20 protein-coding genes are annotated in these 23629 nt (G+C 59.9%); 9 read left to right on the top strand and 11 right to left on the bottom strand.

Translation table 11 applies throughout. The annotated features are described in order from the left end of the window. Positions 1-18: 18 nt before the first annotated feature. The 6 genes from GVL50_RS09235 to GVL50_RS09210 form a co-directional block, all read right to left on the bottom strand. Positions 19-1446 (bottom strand): di-heme oxidoredictase family protein, encoded by a 1428-nt coding sequence (locus tag GVL50_RS09235; RefSeq protein WP_159812573.1) that lies wholly within the window; start codon positions 1444-1446, stop codon positions 19-21. A 270-nt stretch (positions 1447-1716) separates the two neighbouring features. After that, positions 1717-3063, bottom strand: a complete 1347-nt coding sequence (locus GVL50_RS09230; protein WP_053123360.1) for an imelysin family protein — start codon at positions 3061-3063, stop codon at positions 1717-1719. A gap of 218 nt (positions 3064-3281) precedes the next feature. Beyond that, positions 3282-5333 (bottom strand): bifunctional diguanylate cyclase/phosphodiesterase, encoded by a 2052-nt coding sequence (locus tag GVL50_RS09225; RefSeq protein ID WP_053123358.1) that lies wholly within the window; start codon positions 5331-5333, stop codon positions 3282-3284. Between the two features lie 456 nt (positions 5334-5789). After that, positions 5790-6386 (bottom strand): superoxide dismutase, encoded by a 597-nt coding sequence (locus GVL50_RS09220; RefSeq protein WP_007918933.1) that lies wholly within the window; start codon positions 6384-6386, stop codon positions 5790-5792. A 176-nt stretch (positions 6387-6562) separates the two neighbouring features. Further along, on the bottom strand, positions 6563-7165 hold the full coding sequence (locus tag GVL50_RS09215) for a LysE/ArgO family amino acid transporter (protein WP_053123351.1): 603 nt from the start codon (positions 7163-7165) through the stop codon (positions 6563-6565). Between the two features lie 5 nt (positions 7166-7170). Next, the gene (locus tag GVL50_RS09210) at positions 7171-7572 is read right to left on the bottom strand and encodes an ACT domain-containing protein (RefSeq protein WP_159812572.1); all 402 of its coding nucleotides are present in this window, start codon (positions 7570-7572) and stop codon (positions 7171-7173) included. A 96-nt stretch (positions 7573-7668) separates the two neighbouring features. Here GVL50_RS09210 and GVL50_RS09205 point away from each other — a divergent pair, with 96 nt between their 5' ends. From GVL50_RS09205 to GVL50_RS09190, 4 genes are all read left to right on the top strand, one after another. Continuing rightward, positions 7669-8568: a LysR family transcriptional regulator ArgP gene (locus tag GVL50_RS09205; protein WP_159812571.1), complete on the top strand. Its 900-nt coding sequence runs from the start codon at positions 7669-7671 to the stop codon at positions 8566-8568. Between the two features lie 97 nt (positions 8569-8665). Continuing rightward, the gene (locus GVL50_RS09200) at positions 8666-9658 is read left to right on the top strand and encodes an NAD(P)-dependent oxidoreductase (protein WP_159812570.1); all 993 of its coding nucleotides are present in this window, start codon (positions 8666-8668) and stop codon (positions 9656-9658) included. Positions 9659-9774: 116 nt separating this feature from the next. Continuing rightward, the gene (locus GVL50_RS09195) at positions 9775-10629 is read left to right on the top strand and encodes an ATPase (RefSeq protein ID WP_159812569.1); all 855 of its coding nucleotides are present in this window, start codon (positions 9775-9777) and stop codon (positions 10627-10629) included. A gap of 275 nt (positions 10630-10904) precedes the next feature. Further along, on the top strand, positions 10905-11753 hold the full coding sequence (locus GVL50_RS09190) for a cache domain-containing protein (RefSeq protein WP_159812568.1): 849 nt from the start codon (positions 10905-10907) through the stop codon (positions 11751-11753). A gap of 132 nt (positions 11754-11885) precedes the next feature. Here GVL50_RS09190 and GVL50_RS09185 read toward each other — a convergent pair whose 3' ends face one another. Together GVL50_RS09185 and pobA are read right to left on the bottom strand one after the other, a co-directional pair. Beyond that, positions 11886-13403: an MDR family MFS transporter gene (locus GVL50_RS09185; protein WP_159812567.1), complete on the bottom strand. Its 1518-nt coding sequence runs from the start codon at positions 13401-13403 to the stop codon at positions 11886-11888. A gap of 79 nt (positions 13404-13482) precedes the next feature. Further along, positions 13483-14667, bottom strand: coding sequence for a 4-hydroxybenzoate 3-monooxygenase (gene pobA / locus GVL50_RS09180; RefSeq protein WP_178124171.1), 1185 nt, complete (start codon positions 14665-14667; stop codon positions 13483-13485). A 187-nt stretch (positions 14668-14854) separates the two neighbouring features. On the opposite strand from pobA, the gene GVL50_RS09175 reads away from it, so the two are divergent. Beyond that, the gene (locus tag GVL50_RS09175) at positions 14855-15739 is read left to right on the top strand and encodes a helix-turn-helix domain-containing protein (RefSeq protein WP_053123335.1); all 885 of its coding nucleotides are present in this window, start codon (positions 14855-14857) and stop codon (positions 15737-15739) included. A 132-nt stretch (positions 15740-15871) separates the two neighbouring features. Here GVL50_RS09175 and GVL50_RS28745 read toward each other — a convergent pair whose 3' ends face one another. Next, the gene (locus GVL50_RS28745) at positions 15872-16048 is read right to left on the bottom strand and encodes a hypothetical protein (protein WP_178124168.1); all 177 of its coding nucleotides are present in this window, start codon (positions 16046-16048) and stop codon (positions 15872-15874) included. A gap of 224 nt (positions 16049-16272) precedes the next feature. Then, entirely contained in the window at positions 16273-17178 is a 906-nt protein-coding gene (locus tag GVL50_RS09170) for a LysR family transcriptional regulator (protein WP_218586035.1), read from the bottom strand. A 114-nt stretch (positions 17179-17292) separates the two neighbouring features. Between GVL50_RS09170 and GVL50_RS09165 the strand changes: the two genes are divergently transcribed. Next, complete coding sequence (locus GVL50_RS09165) at positions 17293-18171, top strand: MBL fold metallo-hydrolase (protein ID WP_159812565.1); 879 nt, start codon at positions 17293-17295, stop codon at positions 18169-18171. A 288-nt stretch (positions 18172-18459) separates the two neighbouring features. Then, positions 18460-19074, top strand: coding sequence for an NAD(P)-dependent oxidoreductase (locus GVL50_RS09160; protein WP_159812564.1), 615 nt, complete (start codon positions 18460-18462; stop codon positions 19072-19074). 197 nt (positions 19075-19271) lie between these two features. Here the strand turns inward: GVL50_RS09160 and GVL50_RS09155 are convergent, their stop codons facing one another. After that, a complete protein-coding gene (locus GVL50_RS09155) occupies positions 19272-20153 on the bottom strand; it encodes a LysR substrate-binding domain-containing protein (RefSeq protein ID WP_159812563.1) in 882 nt (293 codons plus the stop codon). A 228-nt stretch (positions 20154-20381) separates the two neighbouring features. On the opposite strand from GVL50_RS09155, the gene GVL50_RS09150 reads away from it, so the two are divergent. Both GVL50_RS09150 and GVL50_RS09145 read left to right on the top strand, forming a co-directional pair. Further along, positions 20382-22019: a 5-guanidino-2-oxopentanoate decarboxylase gene (locus tag GVL50_RS09150; RefSeq protein ID WP_159812562.1), complete on the top strand. Its 1638-nt coding sequence runs from the start codon at positions 20382-20384 to the stop codon at positions 22017-22019. Next, positions 22019-23467, top strand: a complete 1449-nt coding sequence (locus tag GVL50_RS09145) for an aldehyde dehydrogenase family protein (protein ID WP_178124170.1) — start codon at positions 22019-22021, stop codon at positions 23465-23467. The genes GVL50_RS09150 and GVL50_RS09145 overlap by 1 nt, the downstream gene beginning before the upstream one ends. The last annotated feature ends 162 nt before the right edge of the window (positions 23468-23629 follow it).

The following is a 23629-nucleotide window of genomic DNA, read 5'->3' as shown; positions in this document are numbered from 1 at the left end:
CCGATTCTTTTTCAGTGTTTAAAGTGAGTTCAGAAACGCCAGTAGCGCAGCACGCTGCTCGGCATTGAAAGATAAAACCTGTTGCTGCGCCGCCGTCGCTTCGCCGCCGTGCCAGAGCACCGCTTCGAGCAGATTGCGTGCGCGACCGTCATGCAAAAACTGTGTGTGGCCGCTGACCGCTTGCGTCAGGCCAATCCCCCACAACGGCGGCGTGCGCCAGTCGCGGCCGGAGGCCTGGAATTCCGTGCGGTTGTCGGCCAGACCGTCGCCCATGTCATGCAGCAGCAGATCGCTGTACGGGCGAATCACTTGATTGGCCAGTTCAGGTTCGGCGGCGTTGGCGGCGGTGGTGTATTTCGGCGTGTGGCACGAGTCGCAACCGGCCTGGAAAAACAGGTTCTTGCCGGCGATGACCTCTGCCTCGTTAACGCCACGGCGTGCCGGCACAGCGAGGTTGCGGCTATAGAACAGCACCAGACGCAGAATGTTATCGCTGACTTCCGGTTCGCCGTCCGGGCCATTGCCGCTCGGCGCCTGCTTGCAGGCGGTTTGCGCGTCGGTGCAGTCATCGAACGGTCTCAGGCTGGTCGTCAGGCCCATATCACCTGAAAACGCGTGAACATTCTGTTGATTGAGATTCGGCTGCCCGGCTTTCCAGCCAAATCGGCCCATGACGGTTTTTTGCAGTTCGTCATCCCAGACCTGGTTTGGCCGGCCATTGATGCCGTTTTTCGCTTTGGCCTGTGCGGCGGCGTTGGCGAGGATGGCTTCTTCGGGGATCGCTTCGAGCAGGCCGAGGCCGATCATCGGTGGGGCGACGCGTGCGGAAAAACGCGTGTCCGGGTGCATCGGGCCGTAGCCGAGTTGAGTGATCTGCAAGACCGGTTTGCGCAATTCGACTTCGGTGCCGTCCTTGAAACGTACCGGCACTGGCGTGTAATCGACGCGCACCTTGCCTTCCGGGGTGACGTCGGGGATCGCCATGTCCTGAAACTGCCCGCCATACACCGGCTCCGGCACGATGCCGACCTGCTCGATGAGTTTGGCGTAGGCCGGCGTGTCAGGAATCGACAGGCGCACCAGCATCGACACGGCATTCGACGCACCGGGCGTCGGCGGATGTCCGCGACCGTCCTTGATGTGGCAGTTCTGGCAGGCGTTGGTGTTGAACAGCGGGCCGAGGCCATCGCGGGCGGTGGTGGTCGCCGGGGCGATCACCCACGGATTGCGGAAAAAGCTGTTGCCGACGCTGAAATCGACCCGGCGCGACGGCGGCAGATTGGCCGACGGCAGGGAAAACGCGTTCTGATCAGTCTTGCGCACAGTCGCCGCCCCGCCGGATCGCGCTTCACCGGGCTCAGCCTTGGTGAAACGCGGGGCGTCATCGCAGGCACTCAGGCCCAGGGCCATGAACAGTGCGGACAAGCGAAGAGGCAGCGAGGGCATCAGACATCCTGCAGACGAGCGAAAATAAAGGCGCAAAGTCTAACAGGGCGAGGGGGTTTGAATAAGAGGAATTATCGTTTGCTTGATTTGTGGCAGGATTTCACTTGAGACCGAGTGGGGGCCTTCGCGGGCAAGCCTTGCTCCTACAGGATCGCGGAATGCCTTTGTAGGAGCATGACTTGCCAGCGAAGGGGCCACCAGTTGCACTACAAAAAGCAGGGATGAAAAAGGCGACCCGAAGGTCGCCTTTTTTTGAAGCGGACGTTGTAATCAGAACTCGTGATCAGCGTTGTCCGGGTTCAGGTCGCTGATGCCCAGTTTGCCGGCAGCGGCTTCGATCGAACCGGTCTGCTTGACCAAGGAGGCGATGGCGTCGCGAACGATCTGGTTGCCAGCGGTGTTGCCGGCAGCGATCAACTGGTCGTAGTGCTCACCCTTGTTGGCGTGATCAACGATGACCTGCATCTTCGCTTCGGTAGCCGCCAGGTCGGCTTTCAGCGCAGTGTCGGCAGCCGGGTCGGCTTTGACCACCAGCGACGACAGGCTGGCGCCGGTCATCTTGGTGCCGTCAACGCGGGTGTATTCGCCCAGGTAGACGTTACGAATGCCCTTGGCATCGTAGAACTGCGAGTTGTGCGTGTTATCGCTGAAGCAGTCGTGTTCGTCTTCCGGCGAGTTGGCTTCCAGGGAAACCTTCATGCGCTCGCCCGCCAGTTCACCCAGCGACAGGCTGCCCATGCCGAACAACATTTTGCGCAGGCCGCTTTCGCCTGGCTCGGCTTCCAGCGTGGCGCGGTAGTTGTCAGCCACGTTCGGCTTCCAGTTACCGACCATTTCTTCCAGATCGCTGACCAGCAGTTGGGTCACGGCTTTCAGGTAAGCGCGACGACGATCGTTGTGACCGCCAGTGGCGCCAGCGCCTTCGAGGTAGTCGGAAGCAGGACGGTTACCAGCGCCAGGGCCGGTGCCGTTCAAGTCCTGGCCCCACAGCAGGAACTCGATGGCGTGGTAGCCAGTTGCAACGTTGGCTTCGGAACCGCCCAGTTCGTTAAGGCTGGCGAGTTTTTCCGGGGTGATGTCTTTGACATCGACCTTGTCTTCGCCGACCTGGATTTCGGTGTTGGCGATGATGTTGGCGGTCGCGCCCGGGTTACCCAGTGCGTGCTCGTAGGATTTGTCGACGTAGTCGATCAGACCCTCGTCCAGTGGCCAGGCGTTAACCTGACCTTCCCAATCGTCAATGATGGTGTTGCCGAAGCGGAACACTTCGCTCTGCAGGTAAGGAACGCGAGCAGCGATCCAGGCTTCGCGAGCGGCTTTCAGCGTGTCGGCGTTCGGCTTGGCGAGGAAAGCGTCGACGGCGGTTTGCAGGGTTTTCGCAGTAGATTCGGCATCGCTGTAAACGGCGAAGACCATGTCGGCGTAGTGCGCGACCACAGCCTTGGCGGCGGCTTCGTCGACTTTACCGGCAGCGGCAGGAGCAGCCGCAGGTGCGGTGGTGCTGGCGGCTGGAGTCGGCGTGGCCGGTGCGGCGGCCTTGTCTTTACCTTCGCCGCAACCGGCGAGGGAAATAGCGATGGCCAGCAGACTGGCGGTAGCCAGAGGCATACGAATCATGGCGAACATCCTGCTTCGGTGGTTTATGGGACAGGCGCGGGGGTGCGCAAAACTGCGACATAATGCAAATCTTTCGCATTATGTGTAAAGGGTTGTGGCTGGAAATATTTCTTATTTACGCAGGGATTGGCTTAGATCAAAAGATCGCAGCCTGCGGCAGCGCCTACAGGGGAACGCATTGCAAATGTAGGAGCTGCCGCAGGCTGCGATCTTTTGCTTTATAAAATGGCCGCGTTACTGCGCTGCGCCTGTTTGAGGTAAACGCTCAACTCACGCGCCGGCAGCGGCTTGCTGTAGAAGTAACCCTGACCTTCGTGGCAGCCTTCGGAAATGATGTAGCTTTCCTGTTCGGCGGTTTCAACGCCCTCGGCAATCACCTGCATGCCAAGGCTTTTACCCAATTGAATGATCGCGCGAACGATGGTCGCGTCGTCGTCGTCATCGAGCAGATCCTGGACGAAGCTCTTGTCGATCTTGATCTTGTCCAGCGGCAGACTTTTCAGATAACTCAGTGATGAATAACCGGTACCGAAGTCGTCGATGGCGATCAGCGCACCGGAACGGCGCAAGCTCAACAAGTGTTGCGCAGCAGTGCTGATGTCTTCCATCAGGCCGGTTTCGGTGACTTCCAGTTCAAGGCTGCGCGGCGGCAAGCGGTACATCTGCAGCAGGTTGTTGACCACGCGCGGCAACTCGGCGTGGTGCAATTGCACGGTGGACAGGTTCACCGCCATGCGCAGGTCGGCGAAACCCTGATCGTGCCAGTCGCGCAATTGCTTGCAGGCCTGATCCAGTACCCACTCGCCAATCGCGATGATCGTGCCGTTCTGTTCCGCCAGTGGAATAAACAGATCCGGCGGCACCAGGCCGTGTTCCGGATGTTGCCAGCGAATCAGCGCCTCGACGCCGACCACGCGGTGGTCGCGATAGCTGATCTGCGGTTGATAGACGAGGTAGAACTGGTCGCGCAGCAAGGCATCGCGCAGATCTTTCTCCAGCTCGCGGCGACGGCGCATCTCGCTGTCGACGCTGGCGATGTAGAACTGATAACGGTTGCGCGAGCGGGTTTTGGCCAGGGTCATGGTCTGCTCGGCTTTCTGCAACAGCTTCTCGGTGCTGTCGCCATCCTCCGGAAACAGCGTGATGCCGATGGTCGCGCGCAGACGGATTTCCTGATGGTCGAGGGCGAACGCCGCTTCCAGATCATCCAGAATGCTTTGCGCCAGTTCCGCCGCTTCGTAAGGCTGCTCGATGTCGGCCTGCACCAGCGCGAACTGGTCGCCGCCCAAACGGGCGAGGGCGCCGAGGCGGCCGCTGTGGGCGCGCAATCGATCAGCCAGCGCCAGCAGCAGTTGGTCGCCGGTCTGGTAGCTGAATTGTTCGTTGATGCCTTTGAAATCGTCCAGCCCTACGCACAACACCGCGACCCGGCGTTGCAGCTTGCCGGCGTCGACCAGGATTTTGTCCAGTTGCTGCTGCAATTGCTGACGGTTCGGCAAACCCGTGAGGAAGTCGTACTGGGCCATGCGCAGCAGGCTGTTTTCCGCTTCGTGGCGCAGATGGGTGTTGCGTTCGATCGATTCCAGCAATTGGTTAGCGGTGTTGATCCAGAGGCCCAGCTCGTTTTTCTCGTGGCCCTTGAGCTGCGGAATCTTGTGTTCGCTGGGGCGGTCGGGGTTGATCTCGGTGAGGTGCTCGATGATCCGCGACAGCGGTTTGGTCAGCAGCCAGTGATAGACCAGATACAGCACCAGACCCATGGCCAGTGCGCGCAATACGCCGGAGATGAAAATGATCACCGAGCTGACGATAAAACCTTCGCCATAGGTGGCGGTGTCGAGGGTGATGCTCAAGTCGCCGTAATACTCGCTATAAGGCCCGCGCCCCACCAGTTGCGTGGTGAAGGTGCGCTCCTGACCGAGGATCAGGTCGGTCAGCCAACGGCTGTTGGAATGCTGCAAGTCGCGGGATTTCTGCGCGAGCATGGCTTCGTTGGGATGACCGATGGAGGCCTGGCGCACGGCATCGTCCTGGAACAGGCCCTCGATCACCTGCATGCCCATCTCCCGATCAAGGCTGTAAACCGCCTGGGTCGAGGGGTCGCGGAACATGTCGAGGATGCGTTCGGCGTCGCCGGCAACCGCTTGACGTGTTTTATAGGCATCGAAAACGATCTGAGCGCAGCTCAAGACCACGCCGACGATCAATGCCGACAGGAGCACGACCCGGAGCAACTTCACCGACAAGCTGTTCTTGAGTTCCAGCTTCAAAGGGTTATTCCTTAATCCGTGCGGGTAGCGTCAAGTTGCCATGAGTATTGGCAATCCCGTGTTGGCAGTCAAAGGGACAATCAGGCCCCGAATGAATTACCCGTGGCGTTGGCCGAAATGCTGCTCTGTGGCGTCTTCGCCCGATTAGTACTGTGTCGGTTGTATTGGCCCTCAACTTGAGCGTTGTCTGACAATTTTTCCTTTGATTGATGTTAGCCCTCTGCGCCACGGCAGCAAGCGGCGTGAGGCTGCATTTTCTGTGGGAAAAACGCCATTTTCACGTAGGAGCTGCCGAAGGCTGCGATCGATCGTTCCCACGCTCTGCGTGGGAATGCCTCTAGGGACGCTCCGCGTCCAGTGACGCGGAGCGTCCCGGGCTGCATTCCCACGCAGGAGCGTGGGAACGATGGCATAAAAAAACCCGGCCGAAGCCGGGTTTTTTGACTGGCGCGCAGCTTAAGCGGTGAAGGTTTTGCCTTCGAACTGCTCAGCAACGAACTTCCAGTTGACCAGGTTCCAGAACGCTTCGACGTACTTAGGACGAACGTTGCGGTAGTCGATGTAGTAAGCGTGTTCCCAGACGTCGCAGGTCAGCAGCGGGGTGTCGCCGCTGGTCAGCGGGTTGCCGGCGCCGATGGTGCTGGCCAGAGCCAGGGAACCGTCAGCCTTTTTCACCAGCCAGCCCCAGCCGGAACCGAAGGTGCCGATCGAGGTTTTGCTGAACTCTTCTTTGAACTTGTCGAACGAACCGAAGGCTGCGTTGATGGCTTCAGCCAGCGCGCCGGTTGGTTGACCGCCGGCGTTTGGCGCCAGGCAGTTCCAGTAGAAAGTGTGGTTCCAGACCTGAGCGGCGTTGTTGAAGATACCGCCCGAGGAAGTCTTGACGATTTCTTCCAGGGTCTTGCCTTCGAACTCGGTGCCTGGCACCAGGTTGTTCAGGTTCACGACGTAGGTGTTGTGGTGCTTGTCGTGGTGGTATTCCAGGGTTTCCTTGGAAATGTGAGGCTGCAGGGCATCGTGTGCGTAAGGCAGCGGCGGCAATTCGAAAGCCATGATGATTCTCCTAATCAGGTCTGTTGCGGTGAGCGCAAGGCCGATCACGGGCGGCCAGAAATGCACCGGCGAGTTTTTACTCTTTGCGGCGCAGGGGTTGGATCATAGCACCGGGGTTGCGCCATAACCACGCAACAACTGTGTGGGATAGAGGTTCCAGAGCCTTTTGGAATAAATCAGCTGGCGATAATTAATTGCCCGGCCACGGTGAACATCATCAACGCCACCACCAGATCGAGAATTCGCCACGTGCTCGGCCGTGCCAACCACGGTGCCAGCCACGCCGCGCCGAGTGCCAAGGTGAAAAACCACAACAGCGAAGCACTCGCAGCACCGACCACATAAGCGCCTGGCACCGATTGCTGCGCTCCCAGCGAACCGATCAGTAAAACCGTATCCAGATAAACGTGCGGGTTGAGCAACGTCACCGCCAACGCGCTGAGCATCACCGCACGCAGCGAACGCACGGTCTGATTCTCGCCCTGATTCAGGCTCTGTTTCGAGCACGCCCGGCGCAGCGCCTGGCTGCCGTACCAGATCAGAAACGTCGCGCCGCCCCAGCGAGCGATCGCCAGCAGCGTCGGGTTCTGCGCCAGAATCGTCGCCAGCCCGAACACGCCGGCGGCGACCAGCAGCGCATCGCACACCACGCACAATGCCGCCACTGGCAAGTGATGCTCGCGCCGCAGGCTCTGCGCCAATACAAACGCGTTTTGCGTGCCGATCGCCATGATCAGCCCGAACGCCACCAGCAGGCCGTTCACATAGCTTTGCCACATAACAATTACTCCGCGTTGGCTGCCAGATCGCGCAGGACCTGCATCGCGCGTTCGGCGTCGGCCTGACCGACAAACAAATGATCGTGGTAGTAGCCGGCAATCACATTGCAACTGATTCCGGCCTTGCCCAATGCCGTGGCGAACGCGGCGGTGAGGCCGACGGCTTGCAGCGCTGAATGCACGTTGAGGGTGATCCACGCGGCGACGTAGTCGAAGCTGAAACCAGCCTGTTCAGCGTGGGAACGTTCGAGAATCACCGTCAGACCTTCCTGCTCGCGGAAGCTGCCGACGGTCTCCAGACCTTCCGGCAATTTGTTGTCGCGCAGGGTGCAGAACACGTATTCGCCGGCGTTGAGTTGCGGGCTCATGCTGCGCAACAAGGTTGAGAGGGAGGTTTCGCCAGCCATTGCAGTGTTCCTTGATAAAGAGTGCTTGCTGGCTATTCTCCGGCCGAAACCTGTATAAGAAAAACCAATAGTGCTGATCGCTCATTAGGAAAACTGATGTTCGACTACAAATTGCTGTCTGCTCTGGCCGCTGTGGTCGAGCAAGCCGGATTCGAACGCGCCGCGCAGATTCTCGGGTTGTCGCAATCGGCGATCTCGCAACGAATCAAACTGCTGGAGGCGCGGGTAGGCCAACCCGTGCTGGTGCGCGGCACGCCGCCGTCGCCCACGGAAATCGGCCGGCGTTTGCTCAACCATGTGCAGCAAGTGCGTTTGCTTGAGCGCGACCTGCAAACCCTCGTCCCGGCCTTGGACGAAGAGGGTTTGCCGGAGCGCCTGCGCATTGCGCTGAACGCCGACAGCCTCGCCACTTGGTGGGCGCAGGCAGTCGGCGATTTCTGCGCCGAGCAACATTTATTGCTGGATCTGATCGTCGAAGACCAGACCGTCGGCCTCAAACGCATGCGTGCCGGTGAAGTGGCCGCGTGCTTGTGCGCCAGCGAACGGCCGGTGGCGGGTGCGCGTAGCGTGTTGCTCGGCGCGATGCGTTATCGCGCGCTGGCCAGCCCGGCGTTTATCGAGCGGCATTTCCCCAATGGCGTGCGCGCCGAGCAACTGCCGCGCACCCCGGCGCTGGTGTTCGGCCCGGACGATTTTCTTCAGCATCGCTATTTGGCGTCGCTGGGTGTCGACGGCGGATTCGAGCACCATTTGTGTCCGTCTTCGGAAGGTTTTATCCGTCTGACCGAAGCCGGATTGGGTTGGGGACTGGTGCCGGAGCTGCAAGTGCGCGAGCAACTGCAACGCGGCGAATTGCGCGAACTGTTGCCAGATAAACCGATCGACGTGCCGCTGTACTGGCATCATTGGCGCAATGGCGGTCAGTTGCTCGGCTTGCTGACCGAGCAATTGGTGCGCGCTTCAGCACAATGGCTAGTGCCTTGGAAACAGCTGTAAGCGTCAAGCTGCAAGCGGCAAGTTGTAGGCTTACGCACCGTTTTTACTTGTAGCTCGAAGCTTGACGCTCGCAGCTGCTTTTCTGTTGGAGTTGTGCATGAAAATTCTGGTCACCGGCGCAAGCGGCTTCATTGGCGGACGCTTTGCGCGTTTCGCTCTGGAGCAGGGCCTGGGCGTGCGGGTCAACGGGCGCCGGGCCGAAAGCGTCGAGCATCTGGTACGCCGTGGCGCCGAGTTTGTGCCTGGCGATCTGAGCGATGCCGAGCTGGCGCGCGAACTCTGCAGCGATGTCGAAGCCGTGGTGCACTGCGCCGGGGCCGTCGGGCTGTGGGGGCGCTATCAGGACTTTCATCAGGGCAACGTGCAGGTCACAGAAAACATCGTCGAAGCCTGCCTGAAGCAGCGCGTCCGGCGGCTGGTGCACCTGTCGTCGCCGTCGATCTATTTCGACGGCCGCGACCACCTCAACCTGACCGAAGAGCAAGTGCCCAAGCGCTTCAAACATCACTACGCGGCGACTAAATATCTGGCCGAACAAAAGGTTTTCGGCGCCCAGGAGTTCGGTCTGGAAACCATCGCTCTGCGCCCGCGTTTCGTCACCGGCGCCGGCGACATGAGCATCTTTCCGCGTCTGCTGAACATGCAGCGCAAGGGCCGTCTGGCGATCATCGGCAACGGCCTGAATAAAGTCGATTTCACCAGTGTGCAGAACCTCAACGAAGCGATGCTCAGTAGTCTGCTCGCTGCCGGTTCGGCGCTGGGCAAGGCCTACAACATCAGCAACGGTGCGCCGGTGCCGTTGTGGGATGTGGTCAATTACGTGATGCGCAAGATGGAAGTCCCACAGGTCACCAAGTACCGTTCCTACGGGCTGGCCTACAGCGTCGCGGCGCTGAATGAAGGTGCGTGCAAACTCTGGCCGGGGCGTCCGGAGCCGACGCTGTCGCGGTTGGGCATGCAAGTGATGAAGAAAAATTTCACCCTCGACATCAGCCGCGCGCGGCATTATCTGGACTACGATCCGCAAGTCAGCCTGTGGACGGCGCTCGATGAGTTCTGCGGCTGGTGGAAAGCCCAGGACATTCGTTGAGTTCACTTGGTCGGCCAGCACTGAACCGCGCCCTCGGTCGAGGGTCAATGCCTGCGGCTGAGCGGGTTATACTTCGCAGCATTTAGCCATCACCGCGTTTTACAAAGGTTGCCTCAATGTCCATGCGTAATGATGCCCACGACGATTTCGATGATGTGCCGAGCCTGCGCGCCGACACCTTCGACGACGATGACATTCCGACCACCGCCCGCACCACCGTGCATTCGCGCACAGCGCCAGTGGTCAAGGTCAAAGCCGCCAGCACCGGGCCGCTCTGGGCTTTGGTCGGCGCGTTGTTTTTTGCTTTCATCGGCCTGGCCTGGTGGAGCTTTCAGCAGATTTCCTTGATGGAGCAGCAACTGGTCGCGACTCAGGAAAGCTTCGCGCGGATCAGTGAAGAAGCGGCGGGGCGCTTGCAGGATATTTCCGGCAAAGTCGTCGCCAGCCAGAGCAACGTCACCAGCGACAGCGAAGCCTTGAAGTTGCAGATCAAGCAACTCGAAGAAAAGCTGCTCGATCAGAACAAACAGCAGCAAGGCGTCGCGGGGCAGGCCAGTGATCTGGACAAGCGTCTGGCGCAGATGACCGCGCAGACCACCGAACAGCAGACCGCCAATACCCAGTTGCAGGCGCAGGTCAAAGCCTTGAGCGCAGAACTGGCGACGCTGAAAAGCACCCCGGCGGACACCGGCAAGGTCGATACGCAGTTGAAGGCTTTCGATGCGCAGTTCAAGAGCCTCAGCGCTGATATTGCGGCGTTGAAGAAGCAAGGCAATCCGAGCGCGGCCATCGAACGTCTGGAACAGGACATCGTTGTGCTGAAGAGCGAGCAGGACAATCGCCCGGCAGCGCCACAGGGCGGCGGCAACACCGCCGAGTTCGACGCATTCCGTGGGCAGATGACGCGCACCATCAACACCTTGCAGGCACAGATCCAGAACTTGCAGCAGCAGATCAATTCCCGGCCATAAACGCCGATCCCTCGTCGAGTGGGCTTTTGTGGTGAGGGGATTTATCCCCGATGGGTTGCGAAGCAGCCCCAAAGCCTGAGAACTCGGTGTCACTTTAGAAATGCAGGGGAGCGCTTCGCACTCCAACGGGGCGGTGCGACGTTTCGCTAAATCCCCTCGCCACAGGAGATCGTTGAGCCACAGGGCTTTGCAATCCCCTGCATCATTCTGAATATCCATACATCCGCGCAACCCGTCTACGCTCTTGAAACACCAACAAGAACGAGGGATGCGTCATGGGGTTTGTGCAAAAATTCGCCTGGCTCTGTTTGCTGGTATTGGCCGGGTTCGGTCAGGCCAGCGCCGCGACCGCCGCAAAAGATGACAGCCAGGCGGCCATCGCCCTGCTGGAAAAAGCGCTGGCTTACTACCACGACAACGGCGACAAGGCCTTCGCGGCCTTCAGTCGTCAGGGCGAGTTTGTCGACAAGGATCGCTACGTGTTTGTGGTCGACACCAAAGGCGTAATGCTCGCCAGCGGTGGGCCGTCGTCAGCGCTGATTGGCCGTGATGTCAGCGAAGTGCTCGGGCCGGATTTGCAGAAAGCTTTCAAACAGGCGTTGCTGGTGCCGGAAGGCAATGGCATTCAGCAGGCGGAGTACCGCTGGCAGAATTGGTCTGACGGCAAAGTCGAGCGCAAGCACGTGTTTTACCAGCGCATCGGTCAGCGGATTCTCGCGGTCGGTTACTACATGCCTCGCGCCTCCGCTGAACAAGCCAAAGCCCTGCTGGATAAAGCTGCGACGGATCTGAGCAAAGACGAGAAGGGCACGCTGACGGCGATCAACTCGCTCAAGGGCGGGTATTTGCAGGATGACCTGTATGTCTTCGTGGTCGATTTGAATACCCAGCGCTACGTTGCCCACGGCACCAATCTGCGACTGATCAATACCGACTTCGGCAAGGTCAAGGATCCGGAGGGCAAACCGGTGGGCGAGCCGATTCTGGCGCTGATCGGCAAGCAGGATGACGGCGAGTATGAGTACCGCTGGAAAAACCCGGTGACCGGCAAGATCGAAGATAAGCATGCCTACCTGAAAAAGGTCGGGCATTTCCTCGTCGCGGTCGGTTACTACAGCCCTTGAATCTCAGCGCGATCGTTCCCACGCTCCGCGTGGGAATGCCTCAACGAGCGCTCTGCGTTCGGCTCTGGATGGGACGCGGAGCGTCCCAGGCTGCATTCCCACGCAGAGCATGGGAACGATCGTGTGAAAAGGTTATTTTGCGCCGTGCTCACGCCCGCGCAGCAGGTTGTTCGGCATGGCAATCGCCGCCGCCAGCCCGAGCAACGACACCGCCGCACTCACCCACAACAAATGCCGGAACGTCACCAGCAACTCCGCGCGCAAGGCATTCTGCGCATCCCCCGGTGCCGCGTTGAGACCGTCCAGCAAGACATTCCCGGAGTGCCCCTCACTCATCAGCGAACTGCTCGCCAAATGCGCGAAACTGGAATCCTGCAACAACGCCAACAGCAGCGCCGACATCAACGCCACTCCTACCGCGCCGCCCAGCGAGCGGAACAGGTTGGTGGTGCTGGTGGCCACGCCGATGTCGCGTTGTTCCACCGAGTTCTGCGTGCCGACCAGCGAGGTCGGGAACTGCATGCCGCTGGCGATTCCGCAGAGCAACATGAACAATCCACTGATCAATGTGGCTTCCGGCGGACTGACCGCCATGCCCAGCACGGCAATCGGCATCAGAATCGCGCCGGTCAGAATTTGCGGTTTATAGCGCCCGGTCACCGAAGTGCGGCGACCGGCGAAGTACGCACCGATCGGCAGGCCCATCGCCAGCGGCAGCAAGTGCAACGCCGCACTGTCCGCGCCGGCGCCGGTGACGCTTTGAAAGCGCAACGGCATCAGCACGATCAAGGAAATCGCCTGGAAACTGGTGAAGAAAATCGTGCACCAGCACAGCAGCGCATTACGGTTGGCAAACAGGTGCATCGGCAGCAACGGCTCTCGTGCCCGACGTTCGTGCCAGACGAAAATCGCCAGCACCACTACCGCGCAGGCAAACAACCCGAGCACTTCAGCGCTGCGCCACGCATGACCCTGACCCACCTGAGTGATGCCCAACAGCAGCGCGGTCAGGCCGATGATCATCAGCACGGTGCCGACATAATCGATGATCGGTTTGCGTTGCGGAATCGGCAGCCCGCGCAAGTTGCGGTGCGCGACCCAGTAAGCGCCAAGTCCCAACGGCAGGTTGATCAGAAACACCCAACGCCATGACAGGTATTCGGTCATGTAGCCGCCAAGCACCGGCCCGGCAACGCTGGCCACCGCGTACATGCTGCTGAAATACCCCTGATAACGTCCGCGTTCGCGCGGCGGGACGATGTCGCCGATGATCGCCTGGCTCACCGAAATCATCCCGCCGGCGCCGATGCCCTGGAGGATTCGCGCCAGCACCAGTTGTTCCATGCTTTGCGCCATGCCGCAGAACAGCGAGGCCAGGGTGAACATGCCCATACCGAACAGCATCAGCTTGCGTCGCCCGTACAGATCGCCGAGCTTGCCGTAGATCGGCACCGCCACAGTCATCGCCACCATGTACCCGGAAATCACCCAGGCCAGCAGGCTGACGTCTTTGAATTGGGCGGAGATGGCCGGCATCGACACGGCGACGATGGTCTGATCCAGCGCACCGAGAAAGATCGCCATCATCAGCGCCACCAGCACGCTGCGAATGGCCGGTTTGGGCGTTTCGGGGTGATTGAGATTGGTCACGGGCAAAACCTGCGGGCAGTGAGAGTCCCGCAGTTCGTCAGGCGAGCGGGTATGCTCGCCAGTGTAAGTCGGTAGCAGGCTATTCGATAGCCTCATAAGGAAGTCCGACGTAATTTTCTGCAATAGTTTTTCGGCCCGCTTCTGAACTGACAAAGTAGTCCAGTTCGGAGGCACTGATGCGCTGACTGAACGCATCGTGATCATCAAAACGGTGCAACATCGAAGTCATCCACCAGGAAAACCGCTCGGCTTTCCACACGCGGCGCAGGCAGATCTCCGAGTATTTCTCCAGCAGGTCGTTACGCCCCTCGCGGTAAACCTTCAGCAGAATATTGAACAGCGTGCTGACATCGCTTGCCGCCAGATTCAGACCTTTGGCGCCGGTGGGCGGGACGATGTGCGCGGCGTCGCCGACCAGAAACATCCGCCCGTATTGCATTGGTTCAACGACAAAACTGCGCAGCGGCGCGATGCTTTTTTCGATCGAAGGGCCGGTGACCAGTTTTTCGGCCAGTGCAACTGGCAGGCGGTTTTTCAGTTCATCCCAGAAGCGCTGGTCGCTCCAGTCCGCGACGTTTTCTTCCGTCGGCACCTGCAAGTAGTACCGCGTGCGCGTCGCCGAACGCATGCTGCACAAGGCGAAACCGCGTTCGTGGCGGGCGTAGACCAACTCGTCATGCACCGGCGGCGTGTCGGCGAGAATGCCCAGCCAGCCAAACGGATAAACCCGTTCGAACACCTTCAGACAATCCTCAGGAATCGACTGCCGAGCCACCCCATGGAAGCCATCGCAGCCGGCGATGTAATCGCAATCGACGCGCCAGGTTTCTCCGTCCTTTTCGAAGGTGACAAAAGCTTCGTCGCTTTTCATGCCGTGGGGAACGACATTGCTCGCAGAATAAATCGTCTGCGCGCCAGCCTCCCGACGAGCGGCCATCAGGTCGCGAGTGACTTCGGTCTGGCCGTAGATCATCACGGTCTTGCCGCCGGTCAACGCGTGCAGATCGATGTGCACCTGACGCCCGTCGAGCGCCAGTTCGAAGCCGCCGTGAACCAGTCCTTCAGCGTCCATGCGCTGACTCACCCCAGCCTGACGCAACAGCTCTACCATGCCTTGTTCAAGCACGCCGGCGCGGATGCGGCCGAGCACATAATCGGGTGTCTGGCGTTCGAGGATGAGGGTGTCGATGCCGGCGTTGTGCAGCAACTGGCCGAGGAGCAAACCGGACGGGCCGGCGCCGATGATGGCAACTTGGGTTTTCAGCGTTTTCATTGTTTTTATGACTCGCAAGCTTCGCGCGACAATCGCCGCTGATTTATTTTTATGGATCGAGTGCTTGCATTTTTCCCTTGCGGGTCTGTCAATTGAAGGTGAAAACTGAGCCGATACCTGTACATTCTGCCAATCGGTGCGATTATCGCCCGCAAACCTCGAGGCCTGGATTGAAGTGATGAACAAGCCTGACCTGCCTTCGATTCCAGTGTTCAAGCTCTATGGTGAAAGCCTGGATTGGCCGACCCCTGACTTGCTGCACTGTGAAACCATTTCCTCCCGCAGCCGCGAACATCAATGGGAAATCAAACCCCACCGCCACGCCGATTTGTGCCAGTTGCTCTTCGTTTTCAAAGGTCAGGCAGAGCTTGAAATCGAAGGCCATCGCACGCAGTTGCAGACCCCGGCAATCCAGGTTCTGCCGCCGTTATCGGTGCATGGCTTTCGTTTTTCCGAGGACGTTGAAGGCTTTATCGTCACCCTCGCCACACCGCTGATCAACCATTTGCAGGCGCAACTGGGCGACTCGGTGCACGCATTGGCGCAGACCGAGAATTATCCGGCGGGCAAGGACGGCGACTACCTCAACAGTTTATTCACCGCGTTGCAGGCCGAGTACAACGGCCATCAACCGGCGCGGGAAATGCTCATGCATTCGCTGGTCAGCGTGATCATGGTCTGGGTCAGTCGCCAGGCAATCGTGAGGCATAACGCGAGTCAACGGCCGCAGCGTCAACGCGAATACCTGAACGGGTTTATTCAGTTGGTGGAAGAGACTTACCGTCAGCACGTGAAGGTCGAGGATCTGGCGCATCGGCTGGGGATTTCGGTGTCGCACCTTAATGGCACGTGCCGTGAATTGGCGGGGCAACCGGCGTTGCAGATCATGCACGAGCGTCAGTTGCTGGAAGCCAAGCGCTTGCTGACGTACACCAGCATGACCATTTATGAGATGTCGGAGTTGTTGGGGTTCTCCGATCCGACCAACTTCACGCGCCTGTTCCGGCGCCGGGTGGGGATATCGCCAAAGGCCTTCCGCGATCGCTTGAAGACCGAGCAGTAAACCGAAATCACCACAACCCCCTGTGGGAGCGGGCTTGCTCGCGAAGGCGTTCTGTCAGCCGACATCATTGTTGAATGACACACCGCTTTCGCGAGCAAGCCCGCTCCCACAGGTTTTGTGTCAGCCGCAAGGTCAGCGCAAGGCGTTCAGCGACGCATTGTGCGGAATGCAGCGCTCGAAATTGCAGCTCGTGTATTCACGCGGCAGCTGTCGCAACTGCTCGACCCGCCAGGCCGCGGTGCCGTACAGCGCCAGCGTGGCAGCGCAGGTAATGAAAATCGCGGCGTACCTTCTTGTTTTGATGTTCATGGCGTTCACCTCTGAACGAAATACCCTGCGGTATTACTTTCAGCATAGGTCAGCGCCGGGGAGTTGCCAGCCAGTGCGCTCGTGGTTGTAACCCGCCATTCAGCACACTGATAAACCCTTGTAGGAGCAGAGCTTGCTCGCGAAAGCGGTGCGTCATTCAAAACATATGGGACTGATACACCGCTTTCGCGAGCAAGCTCTGCTCCTACAAGGGGCGGGGTGGTTTACAAATCAGCATCCCATTGCGGGTTTTCGGGGAATCTGAGCACCAGAAAATCCAGCATGCTGCGCAGCGCCGCCGGCATGTGTTTGCGTGAGGCGTACACCGCGTAGATGTTCATCTGGCGTGGTTCGGCGTGGGGCAGCAGGCGTACCAGTTCGCCGCTGTGAACATGCACGCCGGCCTGATACGTCGGCAGCATCGCCACCCCGGCGCCGGCCAGCGTTGCGCGCAATAATGTGCTGGCCTCGTTGGCGCTGATATTGCCCTGCACCGGCACCGACACCGGTTCGCCATCCTCTTCGAAATGCCACAGGCTCTTGCCGAAATACGAGTGCGTCAGGCAGTTGTGGCGGCTCAGGTCTTCCACCCGTAAAGGCATCGGCTGTTCTTGCAGATAAGCCGGCGCCGCGCACACCACCGAACGGCACACAGTCAGGCGTCGAGCGATCAGGTTGGGATCGAGATCGTTGCTGGTGCGAATCGCCAGGTCGATGCGTTCGTCCACCAGGTTCACCGTGCGATCAAGCATCTGCAAATCGATGCTCACCCCCGGATAACGTTTGACGTACGCGGCCATCGCATCGGCCAATTGCGCCTGACCGAACGAGGTGCTGACGCTGATCCGCAGCAATCCGCGCGGCGCGTCATGGGGTTCGCTGACGGCGGCCTGCATGTCGCTCGACAACTCAATCATCTGTCGACAACGCGGGAGGATTTCACTGCCGGCCGCGGTTAGGCTCAACTTGCGCGTGGTGCGGTGCATCAGGCGCGCGCCGACCCAATCTTCGAGCTCCGCCAGGTAGCGTGAAACCACCGGCCGCGAGAGATCCAGATGATCCGCAGCGGCCGACTGGCTACCGAGATCCACCACCGTGACGAACACCCGCATTGCCTGGAGACGATCCATGATTTGCCCGCTTTCAGAAACAAACTATGTCCCAGCATCGCATTTTTTGTACTGAGTCTGGCAACTAAGCTCTGTTCCATCGCCAAGCAAGGCATTCGAACACCGGAGCAACAGATGATCGGCTTCACCACCCTCATACGCGTTCTACTCGCCACCGCCTCGCTGGGTTTCGCTGCGCATGCCGCGGCTGCCAATTTGATGCTGGATGTGTACAACCCCGGCGCCAATGCGATTTTCCCGGTGACCTCGGTGCTGGTCAGCGGCGAGAAAGACGCGATCCTCGTCGACGCACAGTTCGGCAAATCCCAGGCCGAGCAAGTGGTAGAAAAGATCCGCGCCAGCGGCAAACAACTGACCACCATTTACATCAGCCACGGCGACCCGGATTACTACTTCGGCCTCGATACGCTGACCAAAGCGTTCCCGAATGCCAAGGTGCTGGCCTCGCAACCGACCGTCGATCACATCAAGCAAACCATCGCCGGCAAACTCGCGTTCTGGGGCCCGAAAATGGGCGCCGATGTGCCAGCGAAAACCATCGTGCCGGGTGTGCTCAAGGGCGACAGCCTGATGCTTGAAGGGCAGAAATTGCAGGTGGTCGGGCTCGACGGCAACCAACCGGATCGCAGTTTCGTGTGGATTCCGTCGCTCAAGGCTGTGGTCGGTGGCGTCGTGGTGGCCGAGAACATTCATGTGTGGATGGCTGATACGCAGACCGCGCAATCTCATGCGGATTGGCTGGAAACGCTGCATTCGATTGAAACGCTGAAGCCGACAACCGTGGTGCCGGGTCACTATCTGGGGGAAAGCAGCCGCTCGCTGGCCAGCGTGAAATTTACTGCGGACTACATTAAAGCTTTCGACGAAGAAACGGCGAAGGCCAAGGATGCTGCTGCGCTGATCGCCGCGATGAAAAAACGCTACCCGACGCTGGGCGAAGAGAGCTCGCTGGAGCTGAGCGCGAAAGTCGCGAAGGGCGAGATGAAGTGGTAACCCGCTCCATCTGAATACTGAGGTCTCAAGGATTTAGCACTGCTTTTTGTGGCGAGGGGATTTAGCGAAACGTCGCACCGCCCCGTTGGAGTGCGAAGCGCTCCCCAGCATTTTTTCAGTTACACCGAGTTGTCAGGATTTACGACTGCTGCGCAGCCGAGCGGGGATAAATCCCCTCGCCACAAAAAACCTCACCACAGTAAGCCCTCCACACAAGGGAAGGTTGTTAAAGCAGAATTTGAAACGCAATTTTCAATGCACATACACTCAAGCCAACTGGAGAACGTCATGAGCAAGATCGCAATCATTGGTGCCACCGGCCGTGCCGGTAGCCAACTGCTGGAAGAAGCCCTGCGTCGCGGTCATAGCGTCACCGCCATCGCCCGCGATACGTCGAAGATCGGCGCGCGCGCCGGTGTCGTCAGCAAGAATGTCGATGTGCTGGATTCGGCGGCGCTGCAAGACGCCGTGGCCGGCAACGATGTGGTGATCACCGCCGCACATTTCGCCACGGTGCCGGCATCGGCGATTGTCGGGCCGGTGAAGCAGGCGGGGGTGAAGCGGCTGTTGGTGGTCGGCGGTGCCGGTTCGCTGTTGCTGCCGGACGATACACGCGTGGTCGACAGCGCGGGTTTCCCGGCCGAGTACAAGGCCGAGGCCAGTGCGGGGGCGGCGTTTTTGGATGCGCTGCGTCAGGAGAAGGAACTGGACTGGACTTTCCTCTCCCCGTCGGCGGAGTTTGTGGAAGGTGAGCGCACGGGCAAATTTCGCGTCGGTCAGGATCACTTGCTGGTGAGCGCCGAGGGCCGTAGCTGGATCACCTTTGCCGACTATGCGATTGCACTGATCGACGAAGTAGAAACACCGAAGCATTCACGTAAGCGCTTTACTGTTGGTTATTGATATACGGCTTTACCCTCACCCCAGCCCTCTCCCGAAGGGAGAGGGGGCCGACCGAGGTGTCTGGCGTTGTACATCGACCTGAAAAATCCAGTCGATTATGGATTCAAAGCCAATCGTTCAGGTCGCTGAACTTCCTCAATATCCCCCGGTCAGTCCCCTCTCCCTCTGGGAGAGGGCTAGGGTGAGGGAAAACAGCCTCACCGCAAATGCGCCTGCTCAACCAACCAGATCATCAGTTCTTCGAGCGGTGGCGACGGTTCGGTTCCTGGCGGCAACACCACGTAATACGCCAACCCCGTTTTCACCTTCAATTCAAACGGCATCACCAGCCGTCCCGCGCGCAAGTCATCGCCGATCAACGACCAATCCCCGATCGCCACCCCCGTGCCATGCGACGCCATCGACATCGCCTGATCAAGCGTTTCGAAATGCTGGCCGCTGCTGACGTTGTTCAAATTCAGTTGCGCGGCGTTCAGCCATACCGACCAATCCTGAATATCGTGCGTCGGGTGCAGTAGCAGATGTTGTTGCAGATCGGCCGGCGCATTTAGTGCCGGTGAACCCTTGAGCAGCAGCGGCGAACACACCGGCGTCAGTTGCTCATCGAACAGGTGCAGAGCGCCCGGCGAGTTATCCGGTGGCGGCCCGTAGATCACCGCCGCATCAAATTGCTCACGCTGAAAATCCACCCCGTGCTGCAACGACGCGGTGAGTTTCACCGGCACATCCGGGCGTTCTTTCTGCCATTGCAGCAAGCGCGGCAGCAGCCAGCGCATCACGCAACTCGGCGCCTTGAGTTGCAGGGTTTCACGCTGCAGACCGATCTGCTCGGTGGCTTCGCTGATCAGGCCGAAGACTTTTTCCACACGCGGTAGCCATTCGCGTCCCTCGGCGGTCAGCGCCAAACCTCGGGCCAGACGGATGAACAGCGGATAACCGAGATGCTCTTCCAGCCCGGCGATCTGCCGGCTCACCGCGCCTTGGGTGATGTGCAACTGCTCGGCGGCGCGGGTGAAATTGCAGCACTGCGCGGTGATCAAAAACGTGTGCAGGGCGGGCAGGGGAGGCATGCGTTTCATGTGGATCCAAGGTATGACGTGAGGACATGGCTAGTATGACTTTTAATCGATTGTTGCGGCTACCTGCCGACCGTTCAATGAAGCCATTCCACGGATCATTGTGGGAGCGGGCTTGCTCGCGAAGGCGTCCTGTCAGCCGACATCAGCGTTGAATGACACACCTCTTTCGCGAGCAAGCCCGCTCCCACATGGGTTCGGTGTTTCAATCGAACAAGAAGGGCAATCGACATGGCGACGTGTGGCGAAGTACTGGTCAAGTTACTCGAAGGTTATGGGGTCGAGCAGGTGTTCGGCATTCCCGGGGTGCACACCGTGGAGCTGTATCGCGGGCTGGCGCGTTCGAGCATTCGTCACGTCACCCCTCGCCATGAGCAGGGCGCCGGTTTCATGGCTGACGGCTACGCGCGCACCGCTGGCAAACCGGGTGTGTGCTTTATCATCACCGGCCCGGGCATGACTAACATCACCACCGCCATGGGCCAGGCCTACGCCGATTCGATCCCGATGCTGGTGATTTCCAGCGTGCAATCGCGCAGCCAATTGGGCGGCGGGCGCGGCAAGCTGCATGAGCTGCCGAACCAGAGTGCATTGGTCTCGGGAGTTGCGGCGTTCTCGCACACGTTGATGTCCGCCGCTGAATTGCCGGTGGTGCTGGCACGTGCATTTGCCTTGTTCCAGGCCGGTCGTCCGCGTCCGGTACACATCGAAATTCCGTTGGACGTGCTGGTCGAAAACGCCGATGACTTGCTCGCCAGTGTGCCGGTCAATATCGACCGCGCCGGTGCTGCGCCAAGTGCAGTCAAGCGCATGAGCGAATTGCTCGCCGGTGCCAAACGTCCGCTGATTCTCGCCGGTGGTGGGGCCATCGACGCCGCGCCGGAACTGACCAAACTTGCCGAGTTGCTCGACGCTCCAGTGGCGCTGACCATCAACGCCAAAGGCATGCTGCCGGGCAACCATCCGCTGCTGATCGGTTCGACCCAGACGCTGGTCGCCACCCGCGCGCTGGTCGCCGATGCCGATGTGGTATTGGCCATCGGCACCGAACTCGCCGAGACCGATTACGACGTGACCTTCGCAGGCGGTTTCGAGATTCCCGGCAAACTGCTGCGCATCGATATCGACGCCGACCAGACCGTGCGCAACTACTCGCCGCACCTGGCGCTGGTGGCCGACGCACGCAACGCCGCGCAAGCGTTATTGAACTCGCTGTCGCAGGAAAAACTCGACGAGCGCAGCAGCGACTGGGGTCAGGCCCGCGCCGGCAAACTGCGCGCCGAACTGGCCGCGAGCTGGGATGCGCCGACCCTCGCGCAAACCCGTTTCCTCGACACCGTGCTCGATGAATTGCCGAACGCGGTGTTCGTCGGCGACTCGACGCAACCGGTGTACACCGGCAACTTGACGTTCAACCCCGATCACCCGCGCCGCTGGTTCAACGCCTCGACCGGTTACGGCACTCTTGGCTACGCCTTGCCGGCCGCGATTGGTGCGTGGCTCGGCGGCCAACTCGACAAAGGTGCGCGCCCTCCCGTGGTGTGCCTGATCGGCGACGGCGGGCTGCAATTCACCCTGCCGGAACTGGCCAGCGCGGTCGAAGCGCGGGTGCCGGTGATCGTCCTGTTGTGGAATAACCAGGGCTACGAAGAGATCAAGAAATACATGGTCAACCGCGCCATCGAGCCGGTCGGCGTGGACATCTACACCCCGGATTTTGTCGCGGTGGCCAAGGGCCTCGGCTGCGCGGCTGAAGCCATCAGCAGCATCGAACAACTGCGCAGCGCGTTGCGTTGTGCAAGCGATCGTCAGGGCCCGACCCTGATTGAAATCGACCAGAGCCAATGGATGAAGGCGGTGGCGCAATGATCAGTTTCCCAACCACACTCTATGGCCTCTACATCAACGGCCAATGGTCGGCGGGTGGCGAACATCTGCGCGTGATCAACCCGGCCACCGAAGCGCTGCTGACCACGGTCAATGGCGGTGACGAGCACGCGGTCGATCAAGCCGTCGCCGCTGCCAGCGAAGCGTTCAAGAGCTGGTCGCAAACCACTGGCGTCGAGCGCGGTGCGATCCTGCGCAACATCGCCAACGGCGTGCGCAATGGTCGCGAGCATTTGATGAAGTTGCAATCGAGCAACAACGGCAAACCGCAATTCGAAGCGGCCATCGACGTCGATGACGTGATCGCCACGTTCGAGTATTACGCCGAACTCGCTGAAGGCCTCGACGCGAAGCAGGACAGCAACGTGCCGCTGCCGAGCGATGATTTCAGCGCACGTTTGCGCCGCGAACCGTGCGGCGTGGTCGGGCTGATCGTGCCGTGGAATTTCCCGATGGTCACCACGGCATGGAAGCTTGCACCGGCGTTGGCGGCGGGTTGCTGCGTGGTGCTCAAGCCGTCGGAAGTGACGCCGCTGCCGGAGCTGGAACTGGCGGCGATCATTGCTGAATCGGGACTGCCGAACGGCGTGTTCAACCTGGTTTGCGGGACTGGATTGGCGGTCGGTGCGCCGTTGTCGGCAGATCCGCGTATCGCCAAGATTTCCTTTACCGGCAGCAACGCGGTCGGCGTGCAGGTCATGCAACGCGCGGCGGAAACGGTGAAGGGCGTCAGCCTGGAATTGGGCGGCAAATCTTCGCTGCTGGTGTTGGCGGATGCTGATCTCGATCTGGCGGTTGAGCTGGCCTGTGGCGGCGCGTTTTTCAATGCCGGGCAGATGTGTTCGGCCACCAGTCGTGTGTTGGTGGCTGAGGAGTTGGAAGAGGAATTTCTCGCTCGTTTGCATAAGCGTGCGCAGGCGATTCGTGTGGCGGATCCATTTGATCCTGAGGTGGAAATGGGCGCGCTGGTCAATCAGGCGCAGTACCAGCGCGTGCTCGGGCACATCGATCGTGGGCTGAGCGCGGGTGCGCGATTGGTCTGCGGCGGTAATCGTCCGGCGGATCTGCCGCGTGGTTATTTCTTGCAGCCGACGGTGTTTACCGACGTGCCGCTGGACAGCGCATTGTGGTGTGAAGAGATTTTCGGGCCGGTGCTGTGTGTGCGCAGTTTCAGCAGTGAGGTCGAGGCGATTGCGCTGGCCAATGACACGCCGTTTGGTTTGGTCGCGAGTGTGGTGACGGCGGATGCTGTAGCGGCGGATCGTGTGGCCAATGCGTTGCAGGCGGGGATGGTGTGGATCAATGCACCGCAAGTGATCTTCCCGCAGGCGGCGTGGGGCGGGTACAAGCAGAGCAGTATTGGCCGCGAGTTAGGGCCTTGGGGATTGGCGGCGTTTCAAGAGATCAAGCATGTGATTCGGGCGGTTTAAAAGCCTACCCTCACCCCAGCCCTCTCCCGGAGGGAGAGGGGGCTGACCGAGGTGTCTGGCGATGTTCGCCGACCTGAAAAATCGAGTCGATTATGGATTCGGTGAAGCATTTTCAGTTCGGTGTATTTCCTCAATATCCCCCAATCAGTCCCCTCTCCCTCT

It is taken from the genome of Pseudomonas sp. 18058, assembly GCF_902706155.1.
Taxonomy (GTDB): domain Bacteria; phylum Pseudomonadota; class Gammaproteobacteria; order Pseudomonadales; family Pseudomonadaceae; genus Aquipseudomonas; species Aquipseudomonas rustica.
This window is presented reverse-complemented; position numbering and strand designations above follow the sequence as displayed.